This window comes from Streptomyces sp. NPDC059256, from assembly GCF_042753785.1.
Taxonomy (GTDB): domain Bacteria; phylum Actinomycetota; class Actinomycetes; order Streptomycetales; family Streptomycetaceae; genus Streptomyces.
The window spans coordinates 747,316-759,680 of sequence record NZ_JBHYZO010000001.1; the positions used below are offsets into that span (position 1 = coordinate 747,316).

Here is a 12,365-nt window from a genome sequence, read left to right on the forward strand (position 1 = left end):
CGCTAAACGTGCCGGTGGTATCCGTATCCCTGCTCACTGTGGACCGGCCTCCCTCCGGACGGCACCGCGCCACACTTCGATGGCCTCACCCCTACCTTGGGCGTTCAGCTTGCCGAAGATGTGGTTGATGTGATTCTTGACCGTCTTCATGCTGATGAAGCAGGAGGCGGCGATCTGTTGATTCGTCAGCCCGGATGCGATCAACTCCATCACCTCCACCTCCCGACGACTCAACTCGCCCAGCACGCCCTGCGGTCGGCCCGGGACCACGTCCATCGACCCCACCGCAGACGAATGTCCCACATTCGCTTGCTTAAGCGAAGACTGTTGCGAAAACTTTCCCTGATTGGAGCCGTACACCAGTCGACTCCAACCGGGTTGAGCAGCGCGGTATTGAGGGTGCGAGGGAGAATCCGCACCGGCAGGAATCGATTCCAATTGCGAAGGGTCAACGCGGCTCAGGGAAGGAGGGCGGGTGCCGAGCCCATCCGGAAGCGGTCCCGCGATCCGATCGGCCGACTGATCTCCACGAATCCCGGCCAGCAGCGCACAGGAAACGGAAGGGGAGAAAGCAGCCCGCCCCGCGGTGATGTCATGGATGGCCGAAACTAGCTGTTCCACGGTGAACTCACCATGGACGAGATAGCCGCCGGCCCCTCGGCGAAGGGCCTCGTGCACGACCCGGCTCTCACTGCTGTACGTCAGCATGAGGACCGGGGCGAGACCCACCAGATGGGGCAGGACCGAGATGCCGTCCACTCCGGGCATCCGGACGTCCAACAGGACCAGATCAGGTCGATGGCTGATCACCGCCTCGTACGCCTGGACACCGTCCGCCGCCTCCGCGACGACCTCCAGGTTCTCGTGTCCCCGCAACAGGGCGGCAAGACCGGCTCGTACGACCGGATTGTCGTCGGCGATCACGATCCGCACGGCGGTGGACGGCGGTCGGGAGATCCCTGGTTCGGCCACCGGTCCTCCCTGAACTCGCGGTATCTCCTGCGCTCCCTGTGCCCCTTGACTTGTCTGTCTTGTCTGCCTTGCCTGCGCGCCCTGCGCTCCCCTTACTCCTTGTACGGCATGCATGCGCTCAGGGTGCGAAGTGTGCGGGGGCTGGGTGTCCCACATGATCCGGACCTCCTCTCAGTGGACGACGGGGGACGGGAAGGGCGAGGGCGAACGGGACGGTTCGGCCGGAAGGGGCAGTTCAAGACGGACCTCCGTGCCCCGGGTGGCCTCGCCCTTGCCTATCCGGATGCGCGCGCCGATCGCGGCGGCCCGCTCGACCATGCCGACGAGCCCGAAATGGCCGTTCCTGCGGAGCGCTGCCAGGGAGGTGCCCGCAGGCAGCCCCGTACCGTCGTCGTACACGCTGATGCGCAGTACGCCGTGCACGACGCCGGCCGACACCTCCACCCGTGCCGGGTTGCCGTGGCGGCGGGCGTTCTCCAGTGCCTCGGAGACGATGGTCAACACCTGGCGGGCCACCGTCGGCACCAGCAGGACCACCGTCGGCCGGCCGAGGGGACGAAACTCCCAGCGCACCGCACTGTGCCGGCCGAAGTCAGCGGCTCGGGTGCGCAGTTCGGCCAACACGTCCACCGCATCGCCGCCGGGTGCGCTGTCCACTCCGGTGGAACGGCGCAGATCGGCCAGGATCTCGCGGGACTCGGCCGCCGCCCGGCGGGCGGAGCGGGCCACCAGTTCGGCCTCACCGCGCACCGTGTCCGGGTCCGAGCGGGCTGCGGAGCGGGCGAGGCCGTCCGCTGCGAGGGCAAGCCCGTGCAGTGTCTTGGTCACCGAGTCGTGCATCTCCCGGGCGAGCCGGGCGCGTTCCTCCTCGACCGCTCCGCTGGCCGCCAGCCGGGACCGCGCCTCGGTCAGGGCCTGGCTGGCCGTTCCGAAACCGAGCACCAGATTGCGCAGGGTCGTCCCGAGGACCCCGGCCAGGGCACAGAGCCCGGGCAGGAACAGGGCGGTGAAGCGGGCTTCCGTCCCGTCGTTGAGCGCGTACGCACCGGCGACGATCAGGGACTGGAGCACGGCGAAGACAACAGCGCCCCGCCAACCGGAGATCAGTCCGGCCAACAGGGGCGTGCAGATGGTGACGTACGCCAGGGTCGAGTCGGGCGACGCGGTCACCAGCAGCAGTGCGCCGAACGCCATGTCGGCGCCGAGGAGCCAGGGGTGTCGCAGCAGGACGGGCCCGAAGCGCTCCCAGTCACGCAGCAGGGCGTACGAGGTCATGAAGGTGACGAGGACCGCCGCGCCTATCAGCCAACTGGCCGGGCCCGAAGCGGCGCCGGCGAGCGCGAAGGGGGCGGCCAGCGCGATCATCGCGAGTCGGAAGCCGAAGACCTGACGGCACAGCGCTTGCAGGGCGTTGACCTGGAGCGGCAGCGAGGGCGCCGGGGTGTTCGGGTCGCCTAACAGGGCCCTGCGGATCCGGGCCGACGCGGTGGCTGCCGGCGCTCGGCCCTCGGGGGGCGGATCGGTCGGCGGTGTTCTGCGGCTCATGGGGACCAGGGCCCCGCCGCTGCCGGTCGGACGGGGCACGGGCCCCGGGTCGCTGCCCGTGGAGGGCAGGGCCTTGGCCACGAGTGCTCGGCGGGCCGAGGGCATCGTGTGTCACCTCCTGTCGGTGGCTTTCCATGACTGTCTGTGGAACGTGCGCCGGGCGGTCGGATCAGCCGCCCAGGACTTCGGCGAGGTCCACCCCGGAGCCGTAGTAGAAGCTCATCACGATCAGGATCATCGTGGCCGGCAGCATGATCAGGGTGACGACGAGGGTGGATTTGGGTACCGCACGGGCCGCGTTGCGTCGGGCGTTCTGCGCGTCCGTGCGGCGCATGTCGGTCGCGATCTGGATGAGGGTCTCGACGATCGGCGCACCGAGTTCCTCGCCCTGCTGGAGCGCGGTGACGAACTTGGACACCTGGTCGGAGTCATTGCGCTTCCTCAGTTGGTCGAAGGCGTCACGACGGCTGACGCCCATGTCCATCTGGCGCAGGGTGATCCGCAGTTCATCGGCCCAGGGCCCCTGGTACTTCTCCGCGACGCGCTCCAGGGCCTGGCGGAAGCCGAGTCCGGCCGAGACGACGACGGCCAGGACGTCGAGGAAGTCGGGCAGGGTGCGCTCGATGTCGGCGCGGCGGCGCCGGATGGCCGCCTTGATGATGACGTCCGTCCAGAACAGCCCGTAGACGAAGAGCAGGATCGCCAGGACGAACTGGCCGCGCGCCAGCATGGAGAGGGCGGCCAGCACACCGAGGAATCCGTAGACGGCGCGCCGGGCCGCGTACCGGTCGACGGTCATGCCGCCCGGGTTTCCGGCCATGTCCAGACGTCGGCGCAGGGCGTCGACGCGTGTGGGGCCCATCGTGCGGAGGATCGCGGGCGCGTACCGGATGCCGAGCCGGTCGATGACCGAGCCGACCGCGGTGGTGCGGGTGGCGCCGACCTCCAGGGCGAGTTGGAGGTCGCCTGGAAGCTTGGCGTCCGCGCGGTACATGCGGATGCCGTGGAAGACCCCGTACACCGAGAGGGCGAGCAGCAGAGCGAGCAGCAGTCCCATGTGTGTCCTCTCAGACCTGGATCCGCGAGACGCGGCGGATCAGGAAGGCGCCCAGTACATAGAGCCCGACGGCGAGCAGGGTGGCCGCCTGGCCGGTCACCGAGCTGGTCATCTTGTCGAGTGCGCCCGGTGTCATGCTGTTGATCATCAGCAGGAAGCCCAGCCCGAGGAGGGGGACGGCGATGGCGGTGACCTTGATCTGGGAGAGCACGGTGGTGACCTCCCGTCGGGTCTCCTTGCGCTCCTCCAGTGACTCGGTCAGGTTCCGCAGTGAGGTGACGACCTGGCCGCCCGCCCGGTTGGCCAGGATCAGGGTGGTGACGAGGACCATCAGTTCGCGGGACGGAAGCCGGTCGGCGAGTTCCCCGAGGGCGTCGTCCAGGCTCTGTCCCACGGCGAGTTGGTCGGCCACGATGCCCAGTTCATGGCCTGCGGGCTCGTCGAGTTCCTCGGCGGCCATGGCGAGCGCGGTGCGCAGGGCGAGGCCCGCCTGGGTGGCGTTGGCGAGTACGCGGGTGAACTCGGGAAGCTGACCGATGAACGCCTCGGTGCGCTTGGTGCGCTGCCAGTTGAGGAAGGCGTTGGCGCCCCAGATGCTGGCGACGGCGGCGATCAGGCCGAAGAAGGGGGCCAGGATCGCGCCGATGACGAAGTAGACGGCCAGCAGTACGGCGATCACGTAGACCATGTACTCGCCGGTGGTCAGGTCCAGTCCGGTCGCCGCGATCTTGCGTTCGATGCGACGGCCGAGTCTGGTGGTGCGCAGTCGGCGGTCGAAGCCGCCGAATCGGCGTTTGCGGCCCGATCGGCCGAGAGCACCACCGGTCTGGCTCATGCGTTCGACCAGCGCCTGTTGTTGGGCCCTGCCCGAGGAGTAGGCGTGTACGCCGATGACTCCGAGCACACCGGCGAGCAGGGCCACTCCGGTCGTCAGTAGCGGGAGGTTGTCCATGTCGGGCGGGCCTTTTCGGTGGGCTGGCGGTGGGCGGGCCTGGTGCTTTCGGTCGTGGGGCGGGCGGGCCGTACGACCGGGATCGGGGGCAGTCGGGGTGGACGGCCGCGTTCAGGGACCGGTCATAGGGCGGTTCTCCGTACGGCGAGTTGGTCGTCGCGGTCGGCGACTCCGAAGACTGCGGGGAGCGCCTCGTTCTTCATATAGAGGCGTTCGGCGATCCGACGGGGCACGGGGTAGTAGCCGAACTCGCCGTGGATCCGGCCGTCGGCGGCCATGGGTCGGGCGTGGAAGCGACAGACGGAGACGATGCGGTAGTCCTCGCGCCCGTGGGAGTCGACCACGGCGACCTCGGTGACGCGTCGGGAGCCGTCGGCGTGCCGCGTGAGTTGGACGATGACGTCCACGGCGCTGTTGATCTGGTCCTTGATCGCCGCGAAGGGGATCTCCACCTCGGCCATGGACGCCAGGGTCTGGAGCCGCATCAGCGCGTCCTCGGCGCTGTTGGCGTGGACGGTGGCGAGTGAGCCGTCGTGGCCGGTGGACATGGCCTGGAGCATGTCGAGGGTCTCACCGCCGCGGACCTCACCCACGATGATCCGGTCGGGGCGCATGCGCAGGGAGTTGCGGACGAGGTCGCGGATGGTGATCCGTCCCTTGCCCTCCACATTGGGTGGCCGGCTCTCCAGCGTGATCACGTGCGGTTGTTGGAGTTGCAGTTCGGCCGAGTCCTCGATGGTGACGATGCGCTCGCCCTCGGGGATGAGACCGGAGAGGGAGTTGAGGAGGGTGGTCTTGCCGGTACCGGTGGCCCCGGAGACGATCACATTGAACTTGGCGCGCACCAGTCCGGCGAGCAGCAGGGTCATCTGCTCGTCCAGGGAGCCGATGGCGATCATCTCTTGCAGGGTGAAGGCGCGCGGGAAGCGTCGGATGGTGAGGATGGGGCCGCTGAGGGAGAGCGGCGGAATGATGACGTTCACTCGCTCGCCCGACGGGAGACGGGCGTCGACCATGGGGTTCGCCTCGTCGACCCGTCGGTTGACGGTGGAGACGATCCGCTCGATGGTCTGCATCAGCTGTTCGTTGGACGAGAAGCGCAGCGGCAGCATCTCCAGCCGTCCGGCGCGCTCGACATAGACCTGGTCATGGCCGTTGACCATGATCTCGCTGATGGAGGCGTCTTCGAGGAGCGGTTCAAGGATGCCGAGGCCCAGCGCCTCGTCCACGACGCGTCGGATGAGCTGGGAGCGCTCGGCGGTGGAGAGTACGGGGCCTTCGCGGCTGATGATGTGACCGAGGACCCGCTCCAGCCGTATCCGCCGGTCGGCGGCGGCCAGCGAGGACATTTCGGCGAGGTCTATCTCCTCCAGGAGCTTGGCCCGGTAGACGCCGACGAGTCGGTTCTCCTCCCCGTGGCCGTTGACCGGCTCGGGACTGTTGATGCGTGCCCGCAGACTCATGTCGCCATCTCCCCAACTCCCCCGCTTCGTGCCGTGTTTCCCGGTGCTGCCCGGCGTTTCGCCGGCGTGGTGCTCGTGGGTTCGGACACTCCTTCAGTCGCAGGGCATGGTGACGCTCCGACGTGCACTACCGAAGTCGAAGATCGGCAGCACTTGGGGGATGTCGATCGTCACCGAGACGGTGATCTGGTCACCACACGATCCGGACTGCGTCTTCGGGGTGAGCCATGAGCTGACCGCCGCGTCCGCTGCGAGGCCGGCTCGACCGTCTCCGTCGGGCATGGAGGCTGCCCGGGCTCCGGCGCGGGCGGCGGTGCCCGCCTGCTGGGCGGCGTAGGCGGCGACGCCGAGTTGGATGGCGGCGAGGGCGACGAACAGCAGCAGGGCTATCACGCCCGCGTACTCGACCGCGGCCTGTCCGCGCTCCCGTTGGCGCTGGCGGTGTCGGCTCATGGCTCGTCCTCCCGGGGGGCTGCGGCTTCGCCGGGAACGGTGACCGAGAAGCTCACTCCGGGGAAGAGCAGGGGTACGTCGAGGTCCACGGTGGCCCGGTAGTAGTCCCCCGAATCGCCGCAGGAGAAGGAGGAGCCCTGCCAGGCCGACGGTAGATGGGCCTCTCCCGCCGCCTGGCACGCACCTCCCCCGCCGACGACCCCGGCACGGACGGCTTCGTCCGCCGCGTTCCCGGCGAGGACGAAGGTGTAGCCCGTCAGGGCGGCCTGCCACATCAGGACGATGGTGACCAGGATGAGGGGGATCGTGCCGGTGAACTCGACCGCGGCCTGACCCCGGTCGTCACCGAGGCGTCGTCGGATGCTCCGAGTGCGGGCGTCGGTGGTCTGCGGGCAGCCGCCGTCGGTCCCATCGACACGGGGGGACTCCACGGTCCGCCCAGAGCCCGACCTGTCCGCCGCCGATGGGCCTCCCGGCAGCACTGCCCGGCCGCCCGTCATCGTGATCGTGTCCTTCGCAGCCCGATCGAGCCCCGATCGCCGCGGAACTTCCCCTGCCGCTGCTCCCCCTCCGCCACCGCGACGAGCGAGAGTTCGGCCGCGAGTTGCCACAGGGCCTGCTTCACCGCGGACTTGGCCTCAAGGTCCTGCATCCGGCCGGCGTCGACGACGGGCTGGAGCTCCTTGAAGCCTGCGGGGACGGTCGTCCGGGCGATGCGGGTGCCGGTGATCTTCTCGATCAACGGGGGTTGGATCTCGGTGGAGCGGCTGTGCCGGTTGACCACCGCCACCGTCTCCTCGGCCTTGCGGATCTGGAGCCGGTCCCAGAGCCTGATCATGCGCTTGGCCGCGCGGACGGCGATCACATCGGGCGTGGTCACCAGCAAGGTGGTATCGGCCATTTCGATGGCGGCGGCGTTCGCGCTGTTCATCTGCGTACCGCAGTCGACGATGACCACGTCGTAGCGGTGACGCAGAGCGCTGACGATCTGGCGTACGGCCCGGTCGTCCACCTCTTCGCCGCGTTCGCCGTCGGTCGGCGCGAGGAGCAGCCCCAGCCCGGTGTGGTGGGCGAAGACGGCGTCCTGGAGCACTCTCGGCGAGATGTCCTGGATGCCCGCGAGGTCGACGATGGAGCGCCGGAACTGGACATCGAGGTAGGAGGCGATGTCGCCGGCCTGGAGATCGAGGTCGGCCAGGGCCACGGACCGGCCGGACGCCTGAGCGGCCAGGGCGAGCTGGACCGCGGTCACGGTCGCGCCCACCCCGCCCTTGGCGCCGCTGACGGTGACGACCGTGCCGCCGGGGCCGGTGAACACGTCCGCGCCGTGTCCCAGGTGGCGCCGCACCCCGGTGGACCAGCCCGCCGCCGCCTGGACCCGCTGGGCGAGCTCCTCGTACGAGAGGGGGAAGCCGATCAGTCCGCGGGCTCCGGAGTCCATGGCGGCCGAGTACAGGCCGGGGGTCGCATCGACCGTGACCAGGATGACGCCGACGGCGGGGAAGCGCAGTGCCACCTCCCGGATCAGTTCCAGTGCGGGCACGGGTCCGATCCGCTCGTGGACCAGCACGACCTCGGGCAGTTCGTCGATCGACTCGGCGGCGAGCCGGGCCAGCAGATCGAGCAGTGAGGTCGAGTCCGCTACCGGATTCGCCGGTTCCGTCTCCGGTAGCTGGCTGAGGAGGGTGGTGATGGACCGGGCCGCGTCGAGATCACCGACGGCCGGGAGGATGCGTATGGTCATACAGCCCTCACCTGTTCTTGTCTTCGCCGAGGGTGTACGTGCTGTCCCCGGGGCGCAAGGTGGCCGGGCTGCCCTTGGCAAGGAGGGCGAGCCGCACGTTCTCGGCGAAGGACTCCGCGTACGCCAGACGCTGGGCGTCCGTGGTGTTGAGCGCGAAGGTGATGGGCACGGCCTCACGGGCGGCGCTGCCGCGATCGCCTTCCTTGCGCTCCAGCGGGGTCAGCCTGCCGACGTCGATGACCTTGGCGTTGGGAACGATGATCCGGGACTGGTCCGGATCGCCCTTCTCCTTGCCGGCGAAGGTCGCGAAGATGTTGACCAGATCACCGGGGGTGATCTTGCCCGCGACTCCGGTGGCCGCGTCGATCATGATGGCGATCTCCTGTTCGCCCGCGGCCAGTTCGGGCCGCTTGACGATCATGTCTTCCTGGAGCAGGGAGCCCTTGCGCAGCTGGGTGACGGCGATCTTTCCGCGCAGCACGGACAGTTCCGATACCGCGCTGCTCGGCAGCCAACGCTGCGGTATCCGCACCTTGGTGAACTGAGCGGGCTTCAGAGCCGTATAGGGAGACACATCCGTCTTCAGCTCGTACGCCGTGGCCTCTGGACCGACCTTCGAATTCACATTGTTGATCACGGAGATCACGCCGGCGAACGCGGCGAGGGCGCACAGCACCGAAAGGAGCAGAAGGAGAACGCCACGGCGTTGGCGTGAATTCATTGGTTGGACGACCTCGTTCGCAGATCATGGGCTGACGGAGCGGACAGAGTGGGACGTACGACAGGAAGCGGGTTGCGCGCCGCAGTGGGGCGGCTGCGCGATCCCCTGCGACCCGGATCGGTGGGTGTGGATCGCAGGCCCGTCGGACGTCCCACCGTCGACGGACGCGGTCCTACGGGTGGCCACCCGAGGGGTACGAACTGCCGTGGCAAAGGCGAACGGACGGGTCTTTGGTCACGGTGGGAGAGCCGCTGGGCCCTGCGCACCGAGCCATACGGGACGGCCGCACCCGGTGGGGGCGGCTCGGCCGGGGCGGGGGCGGACCCGCCGGCACCCGACTCACGAACCGCGGTGCGCGACTGTTCCATGGTTCAGTACCCGGGAATCCCGACCCTGACCTTCGGCAGCGGCGAGCAACGCCGAACAGAATCCGCAGCGATCGCCGATGATGTCAATTCCGCACCAGGTGCACACCTCTCTCCGTACGGACGAGACCAGTTGGTAGAGGATGGAGATGTCCGGCAGGAAGGCCGCGAATTCAATGAGCTTGCCGGTGCCCCACCAACCGGGCGAGTCCGCCGGCAAGTCGTTCTCCTCCAAACTCTGCGTGCGCCACTGCGGGATCAGCGTCTCGCTGATCCATTCAGACTGCAACTGTCCTTTGGCCACGACCAGCCGGGTGGCGAAGTCCGGCCCGGAAAGCTGCCCCGTCCCGATCCTGATCAATTCCGGACGAGGATTGGCCAGTACCCCGAACTGCGAGCCGGGAACCCAGGACTTCGCATGGGACTTCAGACTGACCGGCACCCGGTCCAGCCTGGCCACGGAGTTCAACTGGGCGCCCGCGTAGATGTAGTGCGACAGCAGCCGGGCTGCGGACGCGACGATCCCCGCACCGAAGTCGCAGATCGACAACTGCCGCAGTTGGCGCACGAGGACGCCGATCGCCAGCGGCGGGAGATCCAGCTTCAGCAGGGCGATGCGATTGCTCTCCAGCACGGACCGCACGGTGTGCAGTCGCCGTTCGTGGGCAAGGCCGATCGTCGACGGATAGATCGCGATCACCGAACCGTGCTGCTCCAGCAGTACGGTCATGTCGGCGAGGGCCGCTTCGAGCGGCTGATCCTGCGGCGCGGCGAGGAGGGCCGCCGTGGGCGTGTGCTGGTCCATCGCCGGTAGCACCAGATCTGCGCTGGTGACAGCTATTGCGGTCGGCACGCTGGTTCCCCGTTCGGCTCCGGCCGCCGGGGGCTCCCGTGACCGCAGATACGTACTCGCTGCTCCTGCATCAGCACTTTATCTGCGACTTTGACGGCAGAGAACACCTTCTTGAACTCACAGCCCCAGTCCGTGCACGCTCCGCACACACCAAAGCGGGCGAAAAGCTGACGATCCACCATCCCGCCCCATCAGACCCGTCAGGGGGTCTACGCTCCGCTGTGGCCGAAAAGCGATGACCACGTCGTAGGACGAATCAGCGTCAGAGGACTTGACAAGCCTATTGGTCTGGACCAGCTTTACGGGCAACAACGGTGGCCACCGTACGTACCTCTTTTCTTCCTCCATCCCCCCAACTCCCCCACCTGGAGGCAGCAAGTGGAACCCTTCACGCGCAAAAAAAGATGGCTTGGCGGTGTGCTGGCGCTCGCCGTCGGCGCCGGCGTGGCCATCGTGGGCACCACGGGAACCGCACAGGCAGCCGACGTCAACGTCGCCAAGAACGCCGGCTTTGAGTCAGGACTCTCCAACTGGACCTGCTCCGGCGCCTCCGGCACCAATGTGTCGACGCCGGTGCGCACCGGGGCCTCCGCCCTCAAGGCGACGCCCGCCGGGCACGACAATGCCAAGTGCACCCAGACCGTCACGGTGAAGCCCAACTCGACCTATGCGCTGAGCGCCTGGGTGCAGGGCGGGCACACCTACCTGGGAGCCAGCGGCACCGGCACCACCGACGTGTCGACGTGGAGCCCCGGCTCCACCGGTTGGACCCAGTTGAACACCACCTTCCGTACGGGTGCGAGCACCACGTCCGTCACGGTGTACACCCACGGCTGGTACGGCACTCCCGCCTACCAGGTGGACGATGTGAACGTGTACGGCCCCGACGGCGGTGGCGGTACCGAGGAGCCGGTGGTTCCCCCCACGCCCACCGGGCTCGCGACCGGCGCCGTGACCCCCTCGTCCGTGGCGCTGAACTGGACCGCGTCCGCCGGCGCCACCGGCTACAACGTCTACCGCGACGGCACCAAGGTCCAGTCTGCGACCGGCACATCGGCCACCGTGACCGGGCTCACCCAGGACACGCTGTACCAGTTCCAGGTGACGGCGACCAACGGCGCCGGCGAGTCCGGCCGCACGGCCAACGTCGCCGGTCGTACGTCCAAGGGCTCGGTGGAGCCCAACCCGAACGTGCCCAAGCACGCGGTGACCGGCTACTGGCAGAACTTCAACAACGGCGCGACCGTGCAGAAGCTCCGCGATGTGCAGTCGGAGTACGACATCATCGCCGTGGCCTTCGCCGATGCCACCACGACCCCGGGTGAGATCGTCTTCAACCTGAGCCCGGCCGTCGGCTACGCATCGCCCGCCGACTTCAAGGCGGACATCGCAGCGAAGAAGGCCGCGGGCAAGTCCGTGATCATCTCCGTCGGCGGTGAGATCGGCAACGTCACCATCAACAGCGACGCCTCGGCGACCGCGTTCGCCAACAGCACCTACGCGCTGATGCAGGAGTACGGCTTCAACGGGGTCGACATCGACCTCGAACACGGCATCAACTCCACGTACCTGACGAAGGCGCTGCGGCAGCTCTCCGCCAAGGCGGGCCCGGGCATGGTCCTGACCATGGCCCCGCAGACGCTGGACATGCAGTCCACCGCCTCCGAGTACTTCAAGCTGGCGCTGAACGTGAAGGACATCCTCACCGTCGTCAACACCCAGTACTACAACAGCGGAGCGATGCTCGGCTGTGACGGCAAGGTGTACTCGCAGGGCTCGGTGGACTTCCTCACCGGTCTGGCCTGCATCATGCTGGAAGGCGGCCTCGACGCCTCCCAGGTCGGCCTCGGCACCCCGGCCTCCACCCGCGGTGCGGGCAGCGGCTACGTCAGCCCGACCATCGTGAAGAACGCGCTGGACTGCCTGGCCCGCGGCACCAACTGCGGCACCTTCAAGCCGGCCAAGACCTACCCGGGCCTGCGCGGTGCGATGACCTGGTCCACCAACTGGGACGCCACTGCCGGGAACGCCTGGTCGAGCGTGGTCGGACCGCACGTCCACGGACTGCCGTAGCACCTGGAGACTCTGATTCCGGATCAAGCCGGTCCCTAGCCGGCCCGATCCGGATGACGAGCCCAAGGGCCTTGCTCTCCGGCGCGGGCCGGGTGAACCCGACCCGATCCGGAAGAGGGGCCAGCGGCGGAACCTGTCGTACGCACCGTCCAACCCCACGCCCAGGT

11 protein-coding genes are annotated in these 12,365 nt (G+C 68.3%); 1 reads left to right on the forward strand and 10 read right to left on the reverse strand.

What is annotated here, in order from left to right:
* Nucleotides 1-33 precede the first annotated feature (33 nt).
* From ACFXJL_RS03175 to ACFXJL_RS03220, 10 genes are all read right to left on the reverse strand, one after another.
* The gene (locus tag ACFXJL_RS03175; RefSeq protein WP_384688728.1) at nt 34-972 is read right to left on the reverse strand and encodes a response regulator; all 939 of its coding nucleotides are present in this window, start codon (nt 970-972) and stop codon (nt 34-36) included.
* A gap of 171 nt (nt 973-1,143) precedes the next feature.
* Nucleotides 1,144-2,622 carry a sensor histidine kinase gene (locus ACFXJL_RS03180; protein WP_384688731.1) on the reverse strand — a complete coding sequence of 493 codons (1,479 nt, stop codon included), beginning with the start codon at nt 2,620-2,622 and terminating at the stop codon, nt 1,144-1,146.
* 64 nt (nt 2,623-2,686) lie between these two features.
* Complete coding sequence (locus tag ACFXJL_RS03185) at nt 2,687-3,574, reverse strand: DUF5936 domain-containing protein (protein ID WP_358876248.1); 888 nt, start codon at nt 3,572-3,574, stop codon at nt 2,687-2,689.
* A 10-nt stretch (nt 3,575-3,584) separates the two neighbouring features.
* Nucleotides 3,585-4,526: a type II secretion system F family protein gene (locus tag ACFXJL_RS03190; protein ID WP_384688734.1), complete on the reverse strand. Its 942-nt coding sequence runs from the start codon at nt 4,524-4,526 to the stop codon at nt 3,585-3,587.
* 122 nt (nt 4,527-4,648) lie between these two features.
* Entirely contained in the window at nt 4,649-5,989 is a 1,341-nt protein-coding gene (locus ACFXJL_RS03195) for a CpaF family protein (RefSeq protein WP_358876250.1), read from the reverse strand.
* A 93-nt stretch (nt 5,990-6,082) separates the two neighbouring features.
* Nucleotides 6,083-6,442 (reverse strand): TadE/TadG family type IV pilus assembly protein, encoded by a 360-nt coding sequence (locus ACFXJL_RS03200; protein ID WP_384631471.1) that lies wholly within the window; start codon nt 6,440-6,442, stop codon nt 6,083-6,085.
* Nucleotides 6,439-6,873, reverse strand: coding sequence for a TadE family protein (locus ACFXJL_RS03205; RefSeq protein ID WP_384688737.1), 435 nt, complete (start codon nt 6,871-6,873; stop codon nt 6,439-6,441). The genes ACFXJL_RS03200 and ACFXJL_RS03205 overlap by 4 nt, the downstream gene beginning before the upstream one ends.
* Before the next feature lie 65 nt (nt 6,874-6,938).
* The gene (locus ACFXJL_RS03210) at nt 6,939-8,186 is read right to left on the reverse strand and encodes an AAA family ATPase (RefSeq protein WP_358876253.1); all 1,248 of its coding nucleotides are present in this window, start codon (nt 8,184-8,186) and stop codon (nt 6,939-6,941) included.
* A 7-nt stretch (nt 8,187-8,193) separates the two neighbouring features.
* Complete coding sequence (gene cpaB, locus ACFXJL_RS03215) at nt 8,194-8,907, reverse strand: Flp pilus assembly protein CpaB (RefSeq protein WP_358876254.1); 714 nt, start codon at nt 8,905-8,907, stop codon at nt 8,194-8,196.
* Between the two features lie 339 nt (nt 8,908-9,246).
* Nucleotides 9,247-10,125: a hypothetical protein gene (locus ACFXJL_RS03220; RefSeq protein WP_384631476.1), complete on the reverse strand. Its 879-nt coding sequence runs from the start codon at nt 10,123-10,125 to the stop codon at nt 9,247-9,249.
* 378 nt (nt 10,126-10,503) lie between these two features.
* Here ACFXJL_RS03220 and ACFXJL_RS03225 point away from each other — a divergent pair, with 378 nt between their 5' ends.
* Nucleotides 10,504-12,198, forward strand: coding sequence for a glycoside hydrolase family 18 protein (locus ACFXJL_RS03225; RefSeq protein WP_358876255.1), 1,695 nt, complete (start codon nt 10,504-10,506; stop codon nt 12,196-12,198).
* Nucleotides 12,199-12,365 lie beyond the last annotated feature (167 nt).